The organism is Enterobacter sp. 120016, from assembly GCF_018383635.1.
GTDB classification, from domain to species: Bacteria; Pseudomonadota; Gammaproteobacteria; order Enterobacterales; family Enterobacteriaceae; genus Enterobacter; species Enterobacter asburiae_D.
The window spans coordinates 125,282-147,915 of the sequence record NZ_JAHAWC010000003.1 but is presented as its reverse complement, the minus strand read 5'-3'; the positions used below and the strand labels follow the sequence as shown (position 1 = coordinate 147,915).

Annotated in this window: 24 protein-coding genes; 14 read left to right on the top strand and 10 right to left on the bottom strand. The window is 62.2% G+C overall.

Annotated elements, in window-relative coordinates; genetic code table 11:
- Positions 1–27: 27 nt before the first annotated feature.
- The 4 genes from KIF87_RS07060 to KIF87_RS07045 are packed head-to-tail and all read left to right on the top strand — an operon-like array spanning position 28 to position 4,969.
- A complete protein-coding gene (locus tag KIF87_RS07060) occupies positions 28–1,866 on the top strand; it encodes a DUF2264 domain-containing protein (RefSeq protein WP_213328317.1) in 1,839 nt (612 codons plus the stop codon).
- On the top strand, positions 1,863–3,143 hold the full coding sequence (locus tag KIF87_RS07055) for an oligosaccharide MFS transporter (protein ID WP_213328316.1): 1,281 nt from the start codon (positions 1,863–1,865) through the stop codon (positions 3,141–3,143). The genes KIF87_RS07060 and KIF87_RS07055 overlap by 4 nt, the downstream gene beginning before the upstream one ends.
- Before the next feature lie 13 nt (positions 3,144–3,156).
- The gene (locus tag KIF87_RS07050; protein WP_213328315.1) at positions 3,157–4,347 is read left to right on the top strand and encodes a glycoside hydrolase family 88 protein; all 1,191 of its coding nucleotides are present in this window, start codon (positions 3,157–3,159) and stop codon (positions 4,345–4,347) included.
- 22 nt (positions 4,348–4,369) lie between these two features.
- Positions 4,370–4,969 carry a DJ-1/PfpI family protein gene (locus KIF87_RS07045; protein WP_213328314.1) on the top strand — a complete coding sequence of 200 codons (600 nt, stop codon included), beginning with the start codon at positions 4,370–4,372 and terminating at the stop codon, positions 4,967–4,969.
- Positions 4,970–5,069: 100 nt separating this feature from the next.
- On the opposite strand, the gene KIF87_RS07040 is transcribed toward KIF87_RS07045, so the two are convergent.
- Genes KIF87_RS07040 through hpxO form a run of 3 tightly spaced genes read right to left on the bottom strand, consistent with a single transcriptional unit; the run spans position 5,070 to position 8,223 of the window.
- Positions 5,070–6,005, bottom strand: coding sequence for a PDR/VanB family oxidoreductase (locus tag KIF87_RS07040; RefSeq protein ID WP_249665836.1), 936 nt, complete (start codon positions 6,003–6,005; stop codon positions 5,070–5,072).
- An 11-nt stretch (positions 6,006–6,016) separates the two neighbouring features.
- The gene (gene hpxD, locus KIF87_RS07035) at positions 6,017–7,051 is read right to left on the bottom strand and encodes a molybdenum cofactor-independent xanthine hydroxylase subunit HpxD (RefSeq protein ID WP_213328312.1); all 1,035 of its coding nucleotides are present in this window, start codon (positions 7,049–7,051) and stop codon (positions 6,017–6,019) included.
- Between the two features lie 17 nt (positions 7,052–7,068).
- Complete coding sequence (gene hpxO / locus KIF87_RS07030) at positions 7,069–8,223, bottom strand: FAD-dependent urate hydroxylase HpxO (protein WP_213328311.1); 1,155 nt, start codon at positions 8,221–8,223, stop codon at positions 7,069–7,071.
- Between the two features lie 239 nt (positions 8,224–8,462).
- Between hpxO and uraD the strand changes: the two genes are divergently transcribed.
- Both uraD and uraH read left to right on the top strand, forming a co-directional pair.
- Entirely contained in the window at positions 8,463–8,963 is a 501-nt protein-coding gene (uraD, locus tag KIF87_RS07025) for a 2-oxo-4-hydroxy-4-carboxy-5-ureidoimidazoline decarboxylase (RefSeq protein WP_213328310.1), read from the top strand.
- Positions 8,960–9,283 carry a hydroxyisourate hydrolase gene (gene uraH / locus KIF87_RS07020; RefSeq protein ID WP_198885116.1) on the top strand — a complete coding sequence of 108 codons (324 nt, stop codon included), beginning with the start codon at positions 8,960–8,962 and terminating at the stop codon, positions 9,281–9,283. Before uraD ends, uraH begins: the two co-directional genes overlap by 4 nt.
- On the opposite strand, the gene guaD is transcribed toward uraH, so the two are convergent.
- Positions 9,263–10,582, bottom strand: coding sequence for a guanine deaminase (guaD, locus tag KIF87_RS07015; protein WP_213328309.1), 1,320 nt, complete (start codon positions 10,580–10,582; stop codon positions 9,263–9,265). The genes uraH and guaD overlap by 21 nt on opposite strands.
- A 99-nt stretch (positions 10,583–10,681) precedes the next feature.
- Positions 10,682–12,178, bottom strand: a complete 1,497-nt coding sequence (locus tag KIF87_RS07010) for an NCS1 family nucleobase:cation symporter-1 (RefSeq protein ID WP_213328308.1) — start codon at positions 12,176–12,178, stop codon at positions 10,682–10,684.
- Between the two features lie 144 nt (positions 12,179–12,322).
- Between KIF87_RS07010 and KIF87_RS07005 the strand changes: the two genes are divergently transcribed.
- The 3 genes from KIF87_RS07005 to puuE are packed head-to-tail and all read left to right on the top strand — an operon-like array spanning position 12,323 to position 14,728.
- Complete coding sequence (locus KIF87_RS07005; protein WP_010429412.1) at positions 12,323–13,039, top strand: GntR family transcriptional regulator; 717 nt, start codon at positions 12,323–12,325, stop codon at positions 13,037–13,039.
- Positions 13,039–13,779, top strand: coding sequence for an allantoin racemase (hpxA, locus tag KIF87_RS07000; protein WP_213328307.1), 741 nt, complete (start codon positions 13,039–13,041; stop codon positions 13,777–13,779). The genes KIF87_RS07005 and hpxA overlap by 1 nt, the downstream gene beginning before the upstream one ends.
- Positions 13,780–13,795: 16 nt before the next feature.
- Complete coding sequence (gene puuE, locus KIF87_RS06995; RefSeq protein WP_213328306.1) at positions 13,796–14,728, top strand: allantoinase PuuE; 933 nt, start codon at positions 13,796–13,798, stop codon at positions 14,726–14,728.
- Between the two features lie 42 nt (positions 14,729–14,770).
- On the opposite strand, the gene KIF87_RS23580 is transcribed toward puuE, so the two are convergent.
- From KIF87_RS23580 to hpxW, 5 genes are read right to left on the bottom strand one after another with little or no spacing between them, the layout of a single operon-like run.
- Entirely contained in the window at positions 14,771–15,004 is a 234-nt protein-coding gene (locus KIF87_RS23580; protein WP_502757625.1) for a hypothetical protein, read from the bottom strand.
- A gap of 60 nt (positions 15,005–15,064) precedes the next feature.
- Entirely contained in the window at positions 15,065–15,451 is a 387-nt protein-coding gene (gene hpxZ, locus KIF87_RS06985; protein WP_063143946.1) for an oxalurate catabolism protein HpxZ, read from the bottom strand.
- Positions 15,448–16,845 carry an AtzE family amidohydrolase gene (locus KIF87_RS06980; RefSeq protein ID WP_213328305.1) on the bottom strand — a complete coding sequence of 466 codons (1,398 nt, stop codon included), beginning with the start codon at positions 16,843–16,845 and terminating at the stop codon, positions 15,448–15,450. Before KIF87_RS06980 ends, hpxZ begins: the two co-directional genes overlap by 4 nt.
- Positions 16,842–17,030, bottom strand: a complete 189-nt coding sequence (gene hpxX / locus KIF87_RS06975; protein ID WP_126794766.1) for an oxalurate catabolism protein HpxX — start codon at positions 17,028–17,030, stop codon at positions 16,842–16,844. The genes KIF87_RS06980 and hpxX overlap by 4 nt, the downstream gene beginning before the upstream one ends.
- Before the next feature lie 9 nt (positions 17,031–17,039).
- Positions 17,040–18,623, bottom strand: coding sequence for an oxamate amidohydrolase (gene hpxW / locus KIF87_RS06970; protein WP_213328304.1), 1,584 nt, complete (start codon positions 18,621–18,623; stop codon positions 17,040–17,042).
- Between the two features lie 142 nt (positions 18,624–18,765).
- Here hpxW and hpxU point away from each other — a divergent pair, with 142 nt between their 5' ends.
- The 5 genes from hpxU (at position 18,766) to KIF87_RS06945 (ending at position 22,623) form a co-directional block, all read left to right on the top strand.
- Complete coding sequence (gene hpxU / locus KIF87_RS06965) at positions 18,766–19,605, top strand: MurR/RpiR family transcriptional regulator HpxU (RefSeq protein WP_213328303.1); 840 nt, start codon at positions 18,766–18,768, stop codon at positions 19,603–19,605.
- A 191-nt stretch (positions 19,606–19,796) separates the two neighbouring features.
- On the top strand, positions 19,797–20,579 hold the full coding sequence (locus KIF87_RS06960) for a transporter substrate-binding domain-containing protein (RefSeq protein ID WP_023311064.1): 783 nt from the start codon (positions 19,797–19,799) through the stop codon (positions 20,577–20,579).
- A gap of 4 nt (positions 20,580–20,583) precedes the next feature.
- Positions 20,584–21,249: an amino acid ABC transporter permease gene (locus KIF87_RS06955; RefSeq protein ID WP_029741842.1), complete on the top strand. Its 666-nt coding sequence runs from the start codon at positions 20,584–20,586 to the stop codon at positions 21,247–21,249.
- Entirely contained in the window at positions 21,249–21,905 is a 657-nt protein-coding gene (locus tag KIF87_RS06950; protein ID WP_213328423.1) for an amino acid ABC transporter permease, read from the top strand. Before KIF87_RS06955 ends, KIF87_RS06950 begins: the two co-directional genes overlap by 1 nt.
- A complete protein-coding gene (locus tag KIF87_RS06945) occupies positions 21,886–22,623 on the top strand; it encodes an amino acid ABC transporter ATP-binding protein (protein ID WP_023327069.1) in 738 nt (245 codons plus the stop codon). Before KIF87_RS06950 ends, KIF87_RS06945 begins: the two co-directional genes overlap by 20 nt.
- Positions 22,624–22,634: the final 11 nt, after the last annotated feature.

Here is a 22,634-nt window from a genome sequence, read left to right as displayed (position 1 = left end):
TACCCTCGTGTAATGCGGGAGGACCCTGTGCAACCTGATAATATTCATCTGGATAATCCACTGACAAGCCGGGAAGAGGTGCAACGGCTGGTCAACGACATGCTGAACGCGGTGGCGCCCTGGTTTAAAAACGACGCCAGCCGCATTGATTTAGCGAACTTTACCGCTCACTACGGCCAGCAGGTCGCAAGCATGGAAACGTTTTCCCGCCTGCTGTGGGGCGTGACGCCGCTGCTGGCCGGCGGCAGCGAGCCGCAGCGCTTCTCCTTCTATTTACAGGCGATAAAAAACGGCACCAATCCGCAGCATGCCGACTACTGGGGCGACGTCGAACCGTACGATCAGCGAATCGTCGAGATGGCGGCCTACGGGCTGCTGCTGGCGCTGGCGGGCGATACCGTGCTGGCGCACTTCACCGAGACGGAGAAAGCGAATTTATGGCGCTGGCTAAAGCAGTGCGAGACCCAGGAGATCCCCGATAACAACTGGCACTTCTTTCCGATCCTGGTGCAGGTCGGCTTCCATTATTGCGGCATGCCGACCAACCCGCAGGTGCTGGAAAATCATTTTGCTGCCATGGAGCACTACTATCTCGGCGATGGCTGGTACTCCGATGGTCCGGGGCGGCCGCGCGACTATTACATCTCGATGGGCTTTCATTTCTATGGCCTGATTTACGCGAAGCTCATGGTCGAGGTCGATCCAGAGCGTTGTGCAACGCTGCGTCACCGCGCCGCGCGTTTCTCCTCTGACTTCATCCATTTCTTTGCCGAAGACGGCGCGGCGATCCCGTTTGGCCGTAGCCTGACCTACCGCTTTGCCGAGGCGGCGTTCTGGAGTGCGGCGGCCTTCGCCGGGCTGGAAGTCTTTTCGCCCGGCGTGATTAAGGGCATCGTTCTGCGCCATCTGCGCTGGTGGCTGAAGCAGCCGATGTTCGACCGCGACGGCGTACTTAGCGTCGGCTACAGCTACCCGAATCTGGCGATGGCGGAAGACTACAACGCGCCGGGTTCGCCGTACTGGGGCCTGAAGACCCTGCTGGTGCTGGCATTAGATGAGGCCGATGCCTTCTGGCAGGCGGCCGAGCTGCCGCTGCCGTCGTTGCCCGCCCGGCACACGATAGCCCACGCGGATCAGGTGGTGGTGCATCAGGCCGATCACCTGTGGATGCTGACGTCCGGCCAGCTGGAGCTGAACAACTTCGTCAATACCGAAGCGAAATACTGCAAATTTGCCTATTCCACCCGCTTTGGCTTCACCATCGAACGCGGGCGCTACGGCCTGAACCATGCCGCGCCCGATTCGATGCTGCTGCTGGCCGAAAAGGATAACTACTGGCGTGGCCGCCGCGAATGCCAGCGCGTGGTCACCGCAGAGGGCACCATTTACAGCCTCTGGCTGCCGTGGCGCGATGTGGTGATTGAGAGCTGGCTGCTGGCGCTGGGCGACTGGCAGCTGCGCGTCCATCGTATCAATACCCGGCGCTCTCTGGACTGCGCGGAGGGTGGCTTTAGCCTGGCAAACCGCCCGCAGCCGCAGGCACACGAGAGCGACCGCGCCTGCTGGTTACGCAATGCCCGGGATGTATCAGCCATTTTCTGTCTACACCCGAACGCCCGACGCGGCGAGACGGTGTTGACGCCGCCAAACAGCAATCTGTTGTTCGCCGAGCGCGCGGCGGTGCCGCTGCTGCGCGGTGAACTCGACCCCGGCAAGCATCTGTTGATATGCGCGGTGTGGGCGGGAAATGCCGCCGACTTCGATCCGCAACGCTGCCCACAGGCCATCATTAGCGATGACGCGGTACGCTTCGTGACGGCACGACAGGAAACGACGCTCGTCCTGGCCCCGGAGGCATCGCTATGAGCACATCATCGTCCGTACGCGCCGCACAGTACAAAATGAGTACCTTTATTTTTCTTTACTTCTTCACCTGGTCATCCAGCTTTGGCCTGTACGCCCTATGGCTGAGCCAGAAAGTGGGCCTCGATAGCATCACCATCGGCAGCGTGTTCGCCATCAACGGCGTCTTCGCGGTGGTCCTGAAGCCGGTGTACGGCTACATCATGGACAAAATCGGCATGAGCAAGTGGCTGCTCTATTTTGTCTGCGCCATTTCTGCGCTGATGGCGCCGTTCTTCGCGCTGGTGTATCAGCCGCTGCTGCAAAGCCATGCGATGGTGGGGATTATCATCGGCGCGCTGTATCTGAGCCTGGGCTGGTACGCCGGCGTGGCGGCGTCAGAATCTTACGCCGACCGCTTTAGCCGCCTGTACGGGCTGGAGTTTGGCCGCATCAGAATGTGGGGTTCGCTGGGCTGGGCGATGGCGGCTTCGGTCTCCGGGCTGTTGTTTAACTTCACGCCGCTGGCCAACTTTCTGCTCAGCAGCGGTACCTCGGTACTGATGCTGCTGGTGCTGATCAGCCTCAAGATCGGCGACGAGCAGCTGCGCAACAACAGCGTCATCTCCGCCAATAAGATCGTTTTTGCCGACGTGCTGATGCTGCTGAAAAACCGCAAATTCTGGATGTTCAGCCTCTACGTTGCCGGGGTGGCGTGGATGATGTTTATCGCCGAGCAGCAGTTCCCGCGCTACTTCGTGTCGTTCTTCGCTACCAAAGAGCAGGGAAATGCCTGGTACGGCTACCTGAGCACCGTCCAGTCGGGGATGGAGTTCGTGATGATGATGTTTATCCCGTGGCTGGTGAACCACTACGGCGCTAAGCGCGGCCTGCTGTTCTGCGGCTGCGTGGTCGGCGCACGGCTGATCGCCTCCGGACTGACCAGCGACCCGATTGTTATCTCCATCATCAAACCGTTTTATGGCGTCGAGATCGCGCTGCTGCTGATTTCGGTCTTCAAATACATCGCCGAACATTTCCATCGTCGGGTTAACGCCACGATGTACCTGCTGGGCTACCAGGCGATGATTTACGTTGGCTCGATTGTGGTCGCCCCGCCTGCCGGCTACCTGTACGACAGGATAGGTTTTGAACATACCTATCTGCTGATGGGCTGCTGCGCCCTGATATTTACGCTGATTTCCGCCTTTACGCTGTCGCGCTGCCAGTCGACGCGCGATGCCTCACGACCCTTTGCTCCGGCTTTAGATACCGCCCCGGTTGAACCGGCCAAACATTAATTCAGGAGTTGTTATGACCAAATCTGTTATCACCGAAGCGCTGCGGCCGATCGAACTGCATCAGGTCGATCGCCTGGCGCTGAGCCAGAAGCTGGAAGCGGCCTTAACCCGCGTAACGCGCAAGCTCGACAAAAATATTGTCGCCTTCGGCGATAAGTTCCCCGGCGAAGCCTGTGAGAAGGGCGTCTGGCCGCGCACCGATAACGTGGAGTGGACCACCAGCTTTTGGCCTGGCCAGCTGTGGCTGGCGTGGGAGATGACCGGCAAAGCGCATTATCGCGAAGCCGCCGAGCGCTATTTACCGTCGTTCGCCCGGCGTATTGAGCAGCGTATCGACACCGCAACGCACGATCTCGGGTTCCTCTATTCGCTCTCCTGCATCAGCGCCTGGCGGCTCACCGGCAACGAAGTCGCTCGCCGGTCGGCGCTGCTGGCAGCCGAGCGCCTGATGGAGCGTTTTAATCCGACGGCCAACATTATTCAGGCGTGGGGTGATTTAAACGACCCGGAGCAGCAGGGGCGAATGATCATCGACTGCAATATGAACCTGCCGCTGCTGTACTGGGCCAGCGAACAGACCGGGGATCCGCGCTATGCGCAGGCGGCGACGGCTCACGCAGGACAGGCAGCGAACTATATCGTGCGTGAGGATGCCTCGACCTATCACACTTACTATATGGATGTGCAGACGGGTGAGCCGCGCTTTGGCAATACCCATCAGGGCTACAGCGATACCTCGTGCTGGTCGCGCGGCCAGGCGTGGGGCATTTACGGCTTTCTGCTCAGCTATCAGCACACCGGCGATAAGCAGATGGTTGAGCTGTCGCGCAGCCTGGCGCATTACTTCCTCAACCGTCTGCCGGAAGATGACGTTTGCCACTGGGATCTGGCCCTGCTCGGTACCGACGCCGTGCGCGACAGCTCAGCGGCGGCGATTGCCGCCTGTGGCCTGCTGGAGCTGGTCAAGGCGCTGCCGACGCTCGACGCACACCGCGCGTATTATGAAGAGATGGCGCTGCGTATTGCGCAGTCGCTGACCGATAACTACCTGGCTCATGACGACGATCCGACCGAAGGGCTGCTGCAGCACTCGGTTTATCATATGGGCAGCGGGAAAGGCGTCGATCAGTGCTGTAGCTGGGGTGACTATTTCTATCTTGAGCTGCTGGCGCGGCTGCGACAGATTTGGCATCCGTACTGGTAACCCTTAAGCAATGGAGAGCAAGATGAAAAGCGTAGCCGTGCTATTAGCCCCCGGTTTTGAAGAGGGGGAAGCGATTGTCACTATCGATATCCTGCGCCGCCTGAATATTAGGGTGCAGACAATTGCCTGCGGCGAGAGTCGCGAAGTGGTGAGCTATCACGCCATCCCAATGGTGGCGGATAGTACCCTGAAGGCCAGCCTCGATCGGACCTTTGACGCCGTGGTGCTGCCCGGCGGCCCGGAAGGCAGCGTCAACCTGGCGAAAAGCGCGGAGGTGATTGCCTTCGTTCGCCGCCATGATGAAGCGGGCAAATATATCTGCCCGATCTGCTCCGCCGCCGCCCGCGTGCTGGGCGGCAACGGACTGCTCAAAGGGCGCCGCTATGTCTGTTCCGGCGAGTTGTGGAAAACGGTCAGCGATGGCATTTACGTCAATGCCGACGTGGTGGAGGACGGCAATCTGCTAAGCGGCCGCGGGCTGGGCAACGTGTTTGATTTCGCCTTTACCCTGGCGGCGCGATTGCAGGGCGATGGGGCACTGGCGCAAGAGCAGGCCAGCCATATTGAGTACGCATGGCAGGATAGCGAGCCCGTTTACGGGCTGGCAAAGTGCGATTTGTGAGTTTCGCCCGGCGGCGCTACGCTTGCACGGGCCAACAATGAATAGCAATGTAGGCCGGGTAAGCGCAGCGCCACCCGGCAAGAAAGACTGTGCAGGTGGTTTACAGCCCGATCACCAGCTCCCCCGAATGGCTCCGCGAGCAGCACAGCGCCACCTGCTGCTCCGGCGCGCCTTTTTCCGCCTCCGACTGCACGCTATCCCGGTGATCCACCACGCCGTCAATCACCGGCGTCAGGCAGGCGCCGCAGATCCCCATTTCGCAGGACAGCGGCACGTCCACGCCGTTTGCCTGCAGCACCTGGGCGATGGTCTTATCCGCAGGCACCGGCCAGTGCTCGCCGGTGGAGGCCAGCTTGACCGTAAAGATCTCGCCGGATTCACCGCCTGCGGCAGGGGCTGCGGGCTGAAACGCCTCGCTGTGAAGATGGGCGTCCTCCCAGCCCTTCGCCGTGGCGACCTCACGCACTTTTTCCATAAACCCTGCCGGACCGCAGATCCAGGCGTGAAGCCCCGCCTCGGCCGCCGGAAGATGCTCTGCCAGCGCCGTGCGCGGGCTTATTGTATGAATGATGCACCCATCGCACTGCGAGAGTTCGCGCGCAAACGCCGCGCTTTCGCGGTTTCTGACGTAATAGTGCAGCGTAAACGGCGTCCCGGCCGCCTTCAGCTGCAGGGCCATCGCATACAGCGGCGTAATGCCAATACCCGCCGCCAGCAGCAAAACCCGCTCTGCCTGACCAAGCGGAAACAGGTTGCGCGGGGTGGAGATCGCTAATTTCTGCCCGGGCCGCAGCGTCTCGTGAACGTAGCGCGACCCGCCGCGCGAGGCGGTTTCCCATCCCACGCAGATAAGATAGCTCTCGTCCTGACATGCCCCGGTCAGGGAATACGGGCGCACCACGCCGCAGGGCAGGTGCACATCAATATGCGCGCCGGGCTGCCACGGCGGCAGCGCTTCACCGTCTTCAGCCACCAGCCTGACGGCGAGGCTTTTGTCACCCTCGCGCCACAGCCCGTCAACAATTACGCTCAGCATATCGGCCTCCGTCATACCAGGAAAAATTCGCCAAAGCCCATTTTTTTCAGTCCCCGACGGTAGGCAATTGAGCTTTTATCGGCGGGAATATGGGCTTCCAGCGTCAGATCCAGCGGCAGGCTTTCCGGGCGCTGGGTTTCCACCATCAGGCGATCTTCTTCGAAGATGCGCAGGTTAAAGGCATGCACGTCTTCCACCGCAATATGCAGGTCAAGGTTACGCGCAATAGGGGCGAACATGCGGGTCACGCGCGATGACACCGGCGACGCGGCGTTCATGATGACCAGCCTCGACTCTCCCGGAAAATGGATCGTCAGGGTGGCGGTAAACGGCAGATGCATTTCAAAATGGCGCAGCCACTGGAACCCTTCTGGCGCCTGCACGGGTGAACCGGCGGGATAGTTGCTCACGGAGCTCCAGTAATCGGCAACAAAGCCAAATTCGGTCTCCTGCGGCTGATAGGCGGGCACAAGCTGATTATTGGGATCGGCAAAGGTATCGGTGTGGATCCACGCAAAGTGCGCCACGTCCAGAAACCCCTCCACCTGACGCCCGGCGAAGCCGTTCACCTCAAACGCCGGGCAGTTGATCTGCTGAAATCCGTCGTCATCCCAGTGCGGCATGGTGGGCAGCGGCGCGGGATTGTCCGGCTCAAACGCCAGGCAGGTCCAGATCAGGCCGAAGCGCTCCTCCACGGCGTAGTTAATCAGGTTCAGCTTCGCCGGAACGGGCTGGTCGGGGCTGGACGGAATACGGTTGCAGCGCCCGTCCTCCCCAAAGCGGAGGCCGTGATAGGGGCAGATAATCCCGTGCTCGTCGTGAAAGCCCAGCGTCAGCGGCACGCCGCGGTGCGGGCAGACGTCACGGGCGACCACGACCTGGTCGTTAATCCGGTAAATCACCAGCTGTTCATCCAGCAGGGTCGCCTTGACCGGCGCCGGGCCGACGTCGCAGGCGCGCGCGACCGGATGCCAGCATTTCGCCAGGCGCAGCCAGTCCTCTGGCTCAAACGTGCAGCGGGCGGGTGGAGTCGGTTCTCTTTTCATCGTTGTCCCTCTTGCGTTCAGCCTAACGGGCCGCCCTGAATGGTCTCGCACAGACCGTTGATGATGCGCTCGCCGGTCTCCTCTTTGAGCTCCTGATACCAGGCCTGCGTCAACGCCATGTCTTTCCCGTGGGTGACGTCGCAGCGTTTACGCGCCTTCAGCACCAGGTCGCGCACCCGGTCGCAGCGCAGCGCTTCGTACTGCCGCAGCGCCAGCGTAATGCTGTGGTTTTCTCGCAGGCACTCCCCCAGCACGACGGCGTCTTCCATCGCCGCGCAGCCGCCCTGGCCGATATCCGGCGTGGTGCTGTGCGCGGCGTCGCCGAGCAGCGCGACGTTGCCGCGCACCAGGCTGTCGAACGGCTCAATGTCGTGGATTTCAATGCGGTTGGTGGTTTCAGGATCCAGCGCCGCGATAAGCTTCTGCACCGGCGGCGCCCAGCCGCGGAAGTAGCCCGTGAGATCGGCGCGCAGGGTGGTGCGATCCTCCGCCAGGCCCGCGGGCAGCGGCACGTCAAAAAAGAAGTAGAAACGACCGCCGGAGACGGGCATCAGCGACACGCGTTTGCCTTCGCCAACGAAGGTGGTCCACTGGTGCGCCGGGGCGATCTCTTCATCAATCTTTACCAGCCCGTTACAGTTCACGTACCCGGCGTAGCGGCGCTCCGGCGTATAGCCCAGCACGTACGGGCGAACCGCCGAATGGCTGCCGTCGGCGGCAATCAGAAAATCACCGGATGCCGTGGTGCCGTCGGTGAAGGTCACGCTCACGCCCGCGTCGTCTTCACTTACGCGTTCGACGCGCTTGCCGAACTGCACCCTGTCGCGCCCCCAGAAGTCCAGCATTTCGCGCTGGAGTTCGGCGCGCGAGACGGGGCAGGGACGCCCTCCGGTACGCTCAACCAGCGGGGCCAGGCTAAAGCGGGTCAGGGTCTCGCCGCGCCGGTAATCCTTGTAGGCCATAAAACGCATCGGCCCGCCGTAGGTCTCGATGATGTCGCCCATGCCGAGGTGCTGCATGCATTTCACGCCGTTAGGCCAGATGGAGATGGCCGCCCCGACGGGCCTGATCTCCTTTACGGCTTCAAATACGGTACAGTCGATGCCCGCTTTCTTCAGCGCGACGGCGGCGCTCAGGCCGCCAATACCCGCGCCAATGACGATTGCTCTCATGCTTCTCTCCTTTTGCAGGGTGTAAAGGCATTCAGCAATTTGCGTACCAGGCTGCAGAGTGGCGAAAACGGCGTTGTGAGAGGTGAGTGTGCACTGCTAAGGTGCGCAAACGCGGTGAGCGTGCCTTTTTTTGAATCAAAAATTTCCAGTTGAGCTATGCGGAATCGACTGTTTCACGCCCGCGCTCAGAGTGGCGTGGTTTGTGCAATAACCTGGAGGAAGACAACAAAGGAGACGCTATGATCGCACTGCACGAGTTCAACCATCTTCCCCACGAAAAGGCGATAGCGCTGATTCACCCCTGCGTGGCGCTCCCCGGCTGGGCCGACGCGCTGGCTCAGGGGAGGCCCTACGCCAGCCGGGAGGAATTGTTCAGTACGGCAAAAGCGCTGACGCAAGCCTGGGGCGAAGCGGCATTAACGCAGGCATTGAGCGCCCATCCGCGCATCGGGGAAAAGCCTGCGGGTTCACAGGGGGAGGCGGCGCTGTCGCGCCAGGAGCAGGCCGCGGTGAATGAAGGTGATGCTGACCTTGCCCGGGCGCTGCGCGAGGGCAACGCCCGCTACGAGGCCCGCTTCGGACGCGTCTTTCTGATCCGCGCGAAGGGCCGCAGCGGCGAGGATATTTTACAGGCGCTGCACGCGCGGCTTGAGAACAGCGACGCGCAGGAAGCCCGTGCCGCGCTGGAACAGCTGCGGGAAATTACGCTGCTACGGCTGGAAGGAGTCATTAGCGAATGAGCACACTCAGCACCCATATTCTGGATATCTCGACGGGCAAACCCGCAGCGGGCGTGACGGTTCATCTCGAACGGGAGGGCGAAATCATGGCGACGGGCGTGACCAACGTAAACGGTCGCATCACCGAATTTGTCCCTTTCCTGCCAAAAGGCCGCTATCGGCTGGTGGCGGAGATCGGCGCGTGGTTTAGCGAAACCGGTCGCGACACGCTCTACCCCTGCGCGCAAATTGATTTTGTGACGGGAGAAGCGGCAGGCGAGCACTTCCACCTGCCGTTTGTGATTGCGCCCGGCGGGTGGTCAACCTACCGGGGCAGTTGACCATACCCGCTCGCCGTTGACCCATGTCTCGCTGATGTTGCGCTCGTCGCCGAGCGTCATCAGCACGAAAAGCTGCTCGTAGATATCCTGACAGCGGCGATTGCGCAGGCGCTGCAGCGGCGTTACGTCAGGGTCGATAACCACGAAATCCGCCTCTTTGCCGGGCGCGAAGTTGCCAATCTTATCGTCCAGCCGGAGGGCGTGCGCGCCGCCCAGCGTGGCGTGGTAAAAGGCCTCGCTGGCGCGCAGGCGGTAGCTCTGAAGCTGGCCGACCTTGTAGGCTTCCCCCAGGGTGCGCAGCATGCTGAAGGTGGTGCCCGCACCGACGTCGGTGCCGATGCCCATCCGCACCCCGTGCTGCCAGCAGGCGGGCAGGCGAAACAGCCCGCTGCCGAGAAACAGGTTTGAGGTGGGGCAAAACGCCACCGCCGAACCGGTGTCGTGCAGGCACTGCCACTCGCTGTGGTGAAGATGAATCGCGTGGGCAAACACGCTGCGCTCGCCGGTCAGGCCGTAGTGGTGATACACGTCCAGATAGCGCTCGTGCTCCGGCCAGAGATCGCTCACCCAGGCCACTTCGTTGGGGTTTTCGCTCAGGTGGGTCTGCATCCAGGTATCCGGGAACTCCTCTCTGAGCAGGCTGACCGCGGCAAGCAGCTCGGGGGATGAGGTCGGGGCAAAGCGCGGCGTAATGGCGTAGCCCAGGCGTCCCCGATGATGCCAGCGCTGGATCAGCGCCCGCGTCTGCCGGTAGCTCTGCTTCGCGTCTTCGCTCAGGTAGTCCGGCGCGTGTCTGTCCATCATCACCTTTCCGGCGATAAGGCGCATGTTGAGGCGCAGGGCTTCGGTAAACAGCGCCTCGACCGATTCCGGATGCAGCGTGCAAAACACCAGCGCGGTGGTGGTGCCGTTGCTCACCAGCTGCTGCATGAAAAATTCGGCGATCTCTTTCGCGTAGGCTTCATCGGCAAACTGGCTCTCCACCGGGAAGGTGTAGGTGGTCAGCCACTCCAGCAGCTGTTCGCCAAAGGCGCCGATCATCTCCGTTTGCGGATAATGGACGTGGGTGTCGACAAAACCGGGCAGCAGCAGCCTGCCGCGCAGGTCGGTGTAGCCTTTATGAGGGTCAAGATACTGCTCGCCCTCCTGCCACGGAATCTGCGCCAGAATTTTCCCGCTCTGTATAAACAGCAGCCCGTCCTCAAGGTAGCGTGCGTGTTGGGCAATCGCGTCTGCGCTGTCGCAGACCTGGGCAATATCAAAAAATGCACCGCGGATCGCTGTCTGGTAATCCATCATGGTTCCTGCCTTAGTGTTTGCGTAGCGGGGTGACAAGGCGCAGCAAGAACGGTGCCAGAATGAACGGGCCGCAGACACGCTGCGGCCGGAGGGCGGGGGTTACTCTTTTTGCGTCGCCACGCGGGAGCTGAACGACGTCGCGCCCGCCGTCTCGCGATCTTCCCGCGCCAGCCAGCGGTAGGTCACGCCGCCGAGGAAGACGCCGATGAACCAGCTGAAGTTCGCCACCTCATGCAGGGACGGGATAAAGCTAATCACCAGGCCCACGGCAACGGACGGGATCAGCGCGCCAATGGCTTTCGGGTTAAAGCCGTTGCGGTACCAGTATTTGCCCTTTGGCGTGTCGTCGAACAGATCGTCGACCGACACCTTGCCGCGCTTAATCAGGTAGAAGTCGGCAATCAGAATGCCGAACAGCGGGCCGATAAACGCCCCGAGCACGTCCAGGGTGTAGTGGATAAGCTCCGGCGAGTTGAACAGGTTCCACGGGGTGAGCAGGATCGAGCCGACGGCGGCAATCATGCCCCCGGTGCGGAAGCTGATTTTCTGCGGCGAGCAGTTAGAGAAATCAAACGCCGGGGAGACGAAGTTCGCGACGATGTTGATCCCGATGGTGGCGGTGATCATCGTCAGCAGGCCAATCGCCACGGCCAGATCGTTGCCCACGCGGCTGACGGTTTCAATCGGGTCGGTAATCATGCGGCCAAACAGCGACTGGGTGCCGGAGACAATCACCACGGTGACGATGGAGAACAGCAGGAAGTTAAACGGCAGGCCCCAGCGGTTGCCGCGGCGGATCTCGCCCATGCTTTTGCCGTAGCGGGAGAAGTCGCCAAAGTTGAGCAGCGGGCCGGAGAAGTAAGACACCACCAGCGCGGTCGCGGTGATCATCTGCCAGGTCTGCTCGCCCGCGCTCAGGGATTTGCTGGCGAGGGTGAAGGAAATGCCGTCAAAACCGGTCTTGTATACAATCCAGCCTGCGAGGGCCAGCATCACCACGTAGACCGCCGGACCGGCGATATCAATAAAGCGCTTGATGGCGCTCATGCCGTGCCAGAAGACCATCGCCTGCAGTACCCACATGATGGCAAAGCAGATCCAGCCCAGATGCGACAGGCCCAGGAACGCGCCGGTGGTGAGCGAAGAGAGCGACGGCCAGAACTTCAGCGCCACCAGCATCAGGGCGTTGGCGGCCAGATAGGTCTGAATGCCGTACCACGCGAAGGCAATCAGCCCGCGGATCACCGCCGGAATATTGGCCCCGAAGACGCCAAACGCCTGACGGCTGATCACCGCGTAGGGCACGCCCGCCATCTGGCTCGGTTTGGCCACCAGGTTGGCGCACAGCTGCACGATGCAAATCCCCACCAGCAGGCAAAGCAGCACCTGCCAGCTTGCCAGCCCGAGCGTAAAGAAGCTCGCGGCGACAACATAACCCCCCATGCTGTGAACGTCCGACATCCAGAACGAAAAGATGTTGTACCAGCTCCAGTTCTGGTCACGCGTCGGTGCCAGATCCTCATTGCAAAGACGTGGGCTGTAAACCGCACCGGAATCAGCGGCCGTACCCTGCTGCGCGTTTTGACTGTTTGGCATGAAACCTGCTCCTGTGAATGAAAACCCGTTGAGTGGGAGTGCAGACGGTGTTGCAGGATCCAGGCCAAAATAATAAATCCTGTATGCAATATTTTATTTTTATGTATACGATTCGATAACGAAGAGTAAAAGACGGAGTGGTGAATGAACAACATAAACGCCCTGCAGACCGCGCCAGACCTGCATGACAAAGATGAATCGATCTTTCAGGCGCTGATGACCGCGATTGTCGAACATCAGCTGCTGCCGGGCAGCAAACTGCCGGAAGAGGCGCTGGCCGAGGTGTTTGGCGTAAGCCGCACGGGCATCCGTAAGGTGCTGCAGCGACTCGCGGCTGTGCAAATGGTCACCTTAACGCCCAAGCGTGGTGCACACGTCGCCAGCCCGACGGTGGAAGAGGCGCAGCACATCTTTCGCACCCGCGCCCTGCTGGAGGTCGCCAACCTGCCGGACGTGCTGGCCCGCTGCCAGCCGCCGCACCTTGCCGCGCTGGAGGCGATCATTCGCCAGGAGCAGCAGGCGCACGAGGCGTACGACGGCCCTGCGGCGATCCGCCACTCCGCCAATTTCCACATACAACTGCAGGCCATCTCCGGCAACCAGGTGCTGACGGAAATGGTGACCGGCCTGAGCCAGCGCTCGTCGCTGGTGATTGCCACCTGGGGCGCGCCGTGGCGTCAGGGCTGCCGCTGCAACGATCACGAACAGCTTGTGGATCTGCTGCGCCAGAAGGCGCTCCAGCCGCTCAGCGATGCCTTAATGCACCATTTTGAACATATCGTCGCCAGCCTCTGCTTCGAGCGGGCGGGCGAGTGCCTGCCTGATTTTGCCCGGCTGTTTGCCGGCCACAAGGAGTCGTAATGTCTGTCTGTATACAAGTGATCAACCCCAACACCAGCCTCGCGATGACGGAAACCATCGGCGCGGCGGCCCGGGCGGTGGCGGCTCCGGGGACGGAGATCCTCGCGGTCTGCCCGAGCGCGGGCGTGCCGTCTATCGAGGGCCACTTTGATGAGGCCATCGCCGCCGTGGGGGTTCTCGAACAGGTCAAGCTCGGCAGAGAGCAGGGCGTGGACGGTCACGTCATCGCCTGCTTTGGCGATCCCGGCCTGCTGGCGGCGCGCGAGCTGGCGCAGGGGCCGGTGGTGGGTATTGCGGAAGCCGCCATGCATATGGCGACGCTGGTGGCGACGCGTTTTTCGGTGGTGACCACGCTGCCGCGCACGCTGATCATTGCCCGTCATCTGCTGCACCAGTATGGCTTTCAGGACAGGTGCGCGGCGCTGCACGCTATCGACCTTCCGGTGCTGGCGCTGGAAGACGGCAGCGGCCTGGCGCAGGAGAAGGTGCGCGCGCGCTGTATACAGGCGCTGAAAGAGGATGGGTGCGGCGCAATCGTGCTCGGCTGCGGCGGCATGGCGACGCTGGCGCAGGAGCTGACCCGCGAGCTGCGCGTGCCGGTCATCGACGGCGTCAGCGCGGCGGTGAAGATGGTGGAATCGCTGGTGGCGCTGGGGCTGTCGACCAGTAAGCACGGGGATCTGGCCTTCCCGGAGAAAAAAGCGTTAAGCGGACAGTTTCAGGCATTGAATCCATTTTAAGTTGAGGGGAGACGTAATGGCGCTTTTTGAACAGAATTACCCGCGGGATCTGCGCGGCTACGCGGGCAACCCGCCGCACGCGCGGTGGCCGAATCAGGCGCGCGTCGCCGTGCAGTTTGTGCTTAATTATGAGGAAGGGGCGGAAAACCACGTTCTGCACGGCGATGCCGGATCCGAGCAATTTCTGTCGGACATCATCGGCGCGGCCAGCTACCCGGATAAACACATGTCGATGGACTCCCTCTACGAATACGGCAGCCGCGCCGGGTTCTGGCGGATCCACAATGAATTTCAAAAGCGCGGCCTGCCGCTGACGGTCTTTGGCGTGGCGATGGCGCTGGCGCGTCACCCGGAGATCGTCGAGGCAATCAGGGCGGCGGATTACGACGTGGTGAGCCACGGCTGGCGCTGGATCCACTATCAGCACATGGATATCCAACAGGAGCGCGAACATCTGCACAGGGCGGTGCAGGTACTGACCGACCTGTTCGGCAAGCCGCCGACGGGCTGGTACACCGGGCGCGACAGCCCCAACACCCGCCAGCTGGTGGTGGAGCACGGCGGCTTCGACTATGACAGCGACTACTATGGCGACGACCTGCCCTTCTGGACGGAAGTGGCCTGCGGCGACGGCACCCAAAAACCACACCTGATTGTGCCCTATACGCTGGATGCGAACGACATGCGCTTCGCGACCGCGCAGGGGTTTAACACCGCCGAGCAGTTTTATACGTACCTGAAGGACAGTTTTGACGTGCTGTACGAAGAGGGGGAATGCGCGCCGAAGATGATGTCCATCGGCATGCACTGCCGCCTGCTGGGGCGGCCGGGGCGTTTTCGCGCGCTGCAGCGGTTCCTGGATTATATTCAGCAGCACGAGCGGGTGTGGGTCTGTACCCGTCAGCAGATTGCCGACCACTGGCGGGAGGAGCATCCGTTTCAGAAGTAAGTGTGCCGTGTTTAGCCGGGTGGCGGCTGCGCCTTACCCGGCCTACAGAACCCACAGGGCATACGGGACATTGTAGGCCCGGTAAGCGCCACCGGGCAGGTTTTTCAGCGTTACACCATCAAACTCACCTGCGCCGCCACGATCCGCCACCCGCAGGCAAACCGCACCCACGTCTGCTGCTGGGGCGACCGGGGCGGCAGGTGCATCCGTTTCAGAAGTAAGCGTGCCGTATTTAGCCGGGTGGCGGCTGCGCCTTACCCGGCCTACAGAACCCACAGGGCATACGGGACATTGTAGGCCCGGTAAGCGCAGCGCCACCGGGCAGGTTTTTCAGCGTTACACCATCAAACTCACCTGCGCCGCCACGATCCGCCACCCGTAGGCAAACCGCACCCACGTCTGCTGCTGGCGGCCAATGCGTTCCGTGCCCTCCCGGGTAAACTCGGTGCTGCATACGGCATAATCCTCACCGAAGGTGGTGATAACGGTGTGGCGCAACGTCCGCTGTAAACCGGCGGACGGGCGCGCCGCGCGAAAGGCGCGGATTTCATCAATCCCGTACAGGTTTTCACCTGCCCCCAGACGCACCGTGTTTTTGTCGTGCCAGAACAGCTCGTCCAGCACCGCAACGTTGTTGCTGACCAGCGCGTCTTCATAGCGGTAAAACGCGGCGGTTACCTCGGCAACCACCCACGGCAGGTTAATGTCATCGTGATTCATCATGCGGCCACCTCCGCCGGGCGGGCATCGGTGATGCCACTCTCCTCCAGCACGCGCGCGACGCGAAGGCAGGCCTGCTCGTTAAACGGCGCGGCAATCAGCTGCAGGCCAATCGGCGCACCCTGGGCGGTGCGCAGCGGAACGGTGGTCACGGGCAGGCCCAAAAACGAAATCGGCTGGGTCAGCATCCCCATGCTGGCGCGGACGGGGAGCGGCTGGCCGTTAATCTCCATGGTCTGCTCACCCGCGAGCGTCGCGCTGCGCGGCGTCGCCGGGGCGATCAGCACGTCGGCCTGCGCGAACAGGGTTTTAAACGCCTGCCGGGCGTGCGCGCGAAACCGCTGGGCCTGAATGTACCAGGCGGAGGGTATCATCGCCCCGGCCAGCAGGCGTTCGCGGGAATGCGGCTCAAAACGCTCGGGCTCGCGGCGAAGCGCGGGCAGGTACTGGTTTCCCCCTTCGGAGGCGCTGATGATAAACGCCGCGGAGCGCGCCAGCTCGGCGTCCGGGAACTGCAGCTCATCCTGCACGTCGAGCGCCTTCGCCACCCGCGCCACGGCGTCTCTGGCATCCGCGTCGCACCAGGTGGTGAAGTAGCCGCCGAGCACCGCGCAGCGCAGGCCGTCAAGCCCCCGGTCGAGCAGGGGACGCGTCTGCTCGCGCGAGCTCTCTGCCTGAAAACCGTCGCTGGTGTCCCGCCCCTGCAGCGCGTCGTATACGGACGCCAGGTCGCACACGCGGCGGGCAAAGGGGCCGATATGATCCAGGCTCGCGACGAACGGATGGCTGCCGGATCGCGACAGGCGGCCAAAGGTGGGCTTCAGGCCGTAGATGCCGCACAGGGAGGCCGGAACGCGAATCGAGCCGTTGGTGTCGGTGCCGAGCGAAAAATGCACCAGCCCGGCGGCCACGGCGGCGGCTGAACCGCCGGAGGACCCGCCCGCAATGCGCGCTAGATCGTGCGGGTTACGCGTGGTGCCGTAGTGGCTGTTTTCGGTTGTGAAGCCGTAGGCGTAGGCGTCCATATTCACCATTCCGGTCAGCAGCCCGCCCGCGCTGCGCAGCTGGCGCACCGCGAAGCTGTCAGCGGCGGCGGCGGGGCGCTGGCTGAACAGCTCGGCCCCGGCAAGGGTGGTGTGGCCGGCAACGTCGAACAGGTTTTTTACCGCGTAGGGCACGCCCGCCAGCGGCGGCAGGGGGCGCTTCTCGCGGCGAAGGGTGTCGATGCTCTTGGCTTCGGCGAGCATGCGTTCTTCCGTCACGGCGGTCCAGGCGTTAATCTGCGGGTTCACGCGCGCAATCGCCTCCAGCGTCTGGCGGGCAACCTCGCGAGCGCTCAGCTCGCCTGCGCTCAGCGCATGCTGGATCGCGCTGATACTCATCTCGTGTAGCCTCATGCTTTGTATACTCCTGCGATCTCCAGACGGTCGTCGAGCGGCAGCGCCATCAGCGGGGCGGCCAGGGTGGCAATGCGGCTGAACTGCAATTGCAGCTCGGCGCGGCGGGCATCGTCCAGCTCTACGCCGAGCACGGACTCCATTTGCGCAAGATACGCCTGCCAGTCGGGTTGTGGTGTCGTCATTTTTTCTCCTCAGAATCCGGCGGCCGCGCCGTTGCTGCGCGGGTCAAATGCCCCTTCGAACAGCCCGTTGGGGTGGCGAACAATCGCGCCCGCGTGGCCCATCGCTTCGCTGAAGTCAGGGAATATTTCCACCTCGTGTCCCCGCGCGCGGAGCTGCGAGACCGTCTCAGCGCTAAAGCGTCCTTCCAGCTTTAACGTGTCCGAGGTTTGTCCCCAGGTACGTCCCAGCAGCCAGCGCGGGCGGGAAATGCTTTCCTGTAATGGCACGCCCTGAATCGCGTAGCGGGTAAAGATCGCGGCCTGGGTTTGCGGCTGGCCGTCGCCGCCCATGGAGCCGTAGACCATTACGCGCCCGTCCCTGAGGCGCGCCGCCGCCGGGTTCAGGGTATGGAAAGGCTGCTTGCCCGGCGCGAGGGCCAGAAGATGAGCCGGATCGAGGCTGAACGATGCGCCCCGGTTCTGCCAGACGATGCCGGTGTCGGGCAGGACCACGCCGCTGCCGAACTCGTGATAGATACTCTGGATAAACGACACGGCAAGCCCGCTGTTGTCCATTACCCCCATCCACACCGTATCGCCGGGGCCTTTTCCGGTGCCCCACGGCGCGGCGCGGCCGTCGTCAACCCTGTCGGCAAGCGCCTGCAGAGCGGCGTGATCCAGCAGACCCTGAATATCGGTTTTCAGCTCGCGCGGGTCGGTGATGTGGGCGTCGCGCAGGCCAAAGGCCAGCTTGGTGGCTTCAACGATGCGGTGAACGGTGTCGGCGTCGTCGGCCTCCGCCATGTTCAGGCGGTCGGTGATGCCGAGTATCGCCAGCGAGACCAGCCCCTGCGTCGGCGGGGCGTGGTTAAAGATCTCCCCCTGCTGATGCTGCAGCCTCAGCGGCGCGGTGCGCCGGGCAGCGTGGGCGTGTAAATCGGCCAGCGTTACGGGCAGGCCCAGCGTCTCCATGCCGTGCGCCAGCACGTCCGCCAGCGGGCCGCGGTAAAAGCTGTCCAGACCGTCTTCCGCCAGGCGCGTCAGGGTCGTGGCCATGGCGGGCTGGTAAAAGCGGCTCCCGACCTGCGGCGGCTTACCGTCCACCAGCCAGGTTTCCGCGAAGCCGGGGATGGATTTCAGCTCGTCGAATTTGCTGGCGGTGGCATGGGCCTGTGAGGCCGTGACCGGGGTGCCGTTCTGCGCATAGTCAATGGCGTCGGCCAGCAGGCGGGCCAGCGGCAGCGCCTTGCCGGTCATCTCGCGCGAGACCTTCAGCGCCTCGTCCCAGCCGCTCACCGTGCCGGCGACGGTCAGCGCCGCGCGGGGGCCTCGATGGGGGATATGCGCCAGCCCGTCGTAGGCGGCGAGCGTCGCGCGCGATCCCGCCGCGCCGCTGGCGTCAATGGCGACAGGTTCGCCGTCCGGCGGCACGATAAGCCAGAAGCCGTCGCCGCCCAGCCCGTTCATGTGCGGATAAACCACGGCAATGGTGGCCGCCGCGGCGACCATCGCCTCTATCGCGCTGCCGCCTTCGCGCAGCACCGCCAGCGCGCTCTGGCTGGCAAGATGGTGGGGCGCAACGGCCATGCCGTGCGTGGAGACATTACTTTGCATGAAGCGTCCTCGTAACCCTGAAAGTCACAAGGTGCTGCAAAAGCTGTTCCAGTTCTGAAAGAAAAGTTTCAGTAAACTGGCACGTATAATGAAAGGTAGAATGAAAGGCAAAATGTGATGAAACAAAAGTTACAGAGGCGCTATGGAACAACTGGATGAACGTCTGAAAGCACAGTACCCGTCGCTGTCGCCGCAGGAGCAGCGGGTGGCGGATTTTATTTTCGATCATTTTGACGATCTGATTAGCTACAACAGCGCCGAGTTGGCGCAGCTGAGCGGGGTGTCGAAAGCCACGGTCAGCCGTCTGTTTAAGCGTCTGGGCTATGAGAAATATAAGGACATGCGCGACGAGTTGCGCACCCTGCGCCAGAGCGGGATGCCGCTCACCGATAACCGCGACGCGGTGCAGGGGAACACGCTGCTGGCGCGCCACTATAAGCAGGAGATGGCGAACCTGACCCAGTGGGTCAATGCCCTCAACGCGCAGCAGTTTGCCGACGCCATGGCCTGCATGGTGAAGGCGCGGCGCATCGTCATTATCGGCATGCGTAACGCCTATCCGGCGGCGCTGCACCTGCGCCAGCAGCTGCTGCAGGCGCGCGGTCAGGTGCTGGTCCTGCCGCAGCCGGGGCAGAGCTTGGGCGAAGAGCTGGTGGACTTAACGCCGGACGATCTGGTGGTCATGATGGCCTTTCGCCGCCGCCCGCGCATTATCCGCCCGCTGATGCAGCAGCTTCAGAGCAGCGGTATTCCGGTGCTGCTGATGTGCGAGCCGCAGGCGCACAGCCTGTTTCCGCTGGCGAGCTGGCAGCTCTGCGCCCCGCTGGACAGCGTCTCGGCCTATGACAGCTATTCCTCGGTCAACAGCCTGATCAACCTGCTGGCGAATGCCTTCCTGCATGAAATTCTCGATAAAGGCCGTCCGCGCATTCACGACATTGCCTCCCTCTACCAGCAGCTGGACGAACTCGAACAGCGATAATGGGGCATCAGGCTGGTGCTTTGCATTAAAATGGTGCATATGGCGGGTCGAAAAAACGCAGGTTTTTTCGACCCGTCCGCGTTTTATCAGGCGTTACAAGAATATTTCCCGCTTCGCCTTATCTGGCACATTAGTTGCAAAATCACATTCAAAGAATCTTTTGTTTCATGTTAACGTTACGGGGAAGCACCATGAAAAAATTGTTGATTGCACTGGCCGGGGCCGCATGCCTCTTCACACAGCTGCCGGCAAAGGCTGACCAGCTTCAGGATATCGAGAAGCGCGGCACCATTCGCATTGCCGTTCCGCAGGACTTCCCGCCGTTTGGCTCGGTGGGGACCGATCTGCAGCCGCAGGGCTATGACATCGACATGGCGCGCTATCTGGCCAAACAGATGAAGCTCAAGCTGCAGCTGGTGCCGGTGACCAGCGCCAACCGCGTGCCTTACCTGCAAACCGATAAGGTGGATCTGGTCATTTCAAGCCTCGGTAAAAACCCGGAGCGCGAGAAGGTGATCGACTTCAGCCGCGCCTACGCGCCGTTCTTCCTCGGCGTGTTTGGGCCGAAAGGGGCCGAGCTGAAGGACGCCGCCGCGCTGAGCGGAAAAACCATCGGCGTGACGCGCGGAGCGGTGGAGGACATGGTGCTGACCGGCCTGGCGCCGAAAGACGCGGACGTGAAGCGCTACGAAGATAACAACACCACGCTCTCCGCCTACCTCTCCGGACAGGTGCAGTACGTGGCAACCGGCAACCTCGTGGTGGCGGCTATTTCGCGCCAGAACGCGGATAAAGCCCCCGTGCCGAGCTTTATGCTGAAAGATTCGCCGTGCTTTATTGGGCTGAAGAAAAACGAACCGGCCCTGAAGGCAAAAGTGGATGCGCTGATTGAGCAGGGCATCAAGGACGGCACGCTGAACGGCCTGTCTGAGCAATGGCTGAAGGCCCCGCTGCCGGCAAACCTTGGCGCCTGAGCCGATGACGGAGCAACTTGATTTCTCCGCGCTCTGGCCGCACTGGCCGGAGCTGCTGGCGGGGCTGTGGGTCACCGTTCAGCTGACGGTGATGGCGACCGTCGGCGGGCTGGCGATAGGGATTTTCGGGGCGGCGATCCGCAGCGGACGCACCACCTGGTTCAGCCGGATCTGGGGCGCGTACGTGGAAATCATCCGCAACACGCCGTTTGTCGTGCAGCTGTTTTTCATCGTATTCGGCCTGCCGAATCTGGGACTGAAGATGACGGCGGGGGAAGCGGCGCTGCTGGCCATGGTGGTGAACCTCGGTGCCTACAGCACCGAGATTATCCGCGCGGGCATTCAGGTCACGCCAAAAGGGCAGTGGGAAGCCGGACGCGTGCTGGGGCTGACCCGCCTGCAGACCTTTATTCGCGTGGTGCTGCCGCCCGCGCTGCAGCGCATTTACCCGGCGCTGGTTAGCCAGTGCATTATTGTGATGCTCGGCTCGTCGGTGGTGTCGCAGGTCTCGTATGAAGAGCTGACCTTCGCCGCCAACCTGATCCAGTCCAGGACGTTTCTGAGCTTTGAGGTCTATCTGGTGACAACTGGCATTTACTTAGCGCTGTCGATTACCCTGCGCCAGCTGATGATGGCGGCAGGACGGAAATGGCTGGGGGTGCAGGCATGATGACCACCTTTACCGACTGGGACATTATTCGCAACCTGCTGCTGGCCGGACGCTGGACGGTGCTGCTGTCGCTGGTGGCGTTTGTTGGCGGGGCGGCGGTGACGCTGCCGCTCCTGCTGCTGCGCCTCACCGGCGGGCGCACGGTGAAGCGCATCATCCGCGGCTATATTGAGCTGTTTCAGGGCACGCCGCTGCTTATGCAGCTGTTCCTGGCCTTCTTCGGCGTGGCGCTATTCGGCATCGACGTCTCGCCGTGGACCGCCGCGTCGCTGGCGCTCACCTTCTACACCAGCGCGTTTCTGCTCGACATCTGGTTCGGTAGCATTCGCGCGCTGCCGAAAGGGCAGTGGGAAGCCTCGCGCTGCCTGGGGCTGACCTTTGGCCAGACCCTGTTTCGCGTCGTCGCCCCGCAGGCGCTGCGCATCGGCATCGCCCCGACGGTCGGCTTTGCCGTGCAGGTGATCAAGGGCACCGCGCTGGCGTCGATTATCGGCTTTATCGAGCTGACCAAGGCCGGGACCATGCTGACCAACGTGACGTATCAGCCGTTTAAGGTCTTTGCGCTGGTGGCGCTCGGCTACTTTATTCTGTGTTATCCGCTGTCGCGCTACAGCCGCTATCTGGAGACGAAATTCAATGCCTCTCATCACCATTAATCAGGTGCAGAAGTACTACGGCGATAACCACGTGCTCAAGGGCGTCGATCTGGATATCGACATGGGCCAGGTGATCTCCATCATCGGGCGCAGCGGATCGGGCAAAAGCACGCTGCTGCGCTGCATCAACGGACTGGAAGGCTATCAGGACGGCAGCATCAAGCTGGGCGGCATGACCATTACCGACCGGGATTCTCAGGCGCGTGAAATCAGCCGCTCGGTCGGGATGGTGTTCCAGAGCTTCAACCTGTTCCCGCACATGACGGCGCTGGAAAACGTAATGCTCGCCCCGCGTCGGGTGCTGAAGAAAAGCGCCGCCGAATGCCGGGCGCTGGCGCAGCAGATGCTGGAGAAAGTGGGCTTAGGCGATCGTCTGGATTACTACCCGTCGAGCCTCTCCGGCGGCCAGCAGCAGCGCGTGGCCATTGCCCGGGCGCTGGCCATGTCGCCTAAAGTTTTACTCTGTGACGAGATCACCTCCGCGCTCGACCCGGAGCTGGTGGGCGAAGTGCTCAAGGTGCTGGAGCAGTTGGCGGCCGAGGGGATGACGCTCATACTGGTTACCCATGAAATGAATTTTGCCCGCGAAGTGGGCGACCGCGTGGTGTTTATGCACCAGGGGAAAGTCTGGGAGCAGGGCGACAGCAAAACGCTGTTCGCCAACCCGCAGACCACGGAACTGAAGCAGTTCATCTCCTCCGTGCGCGGCCTCAACTGATAAGGACTGAA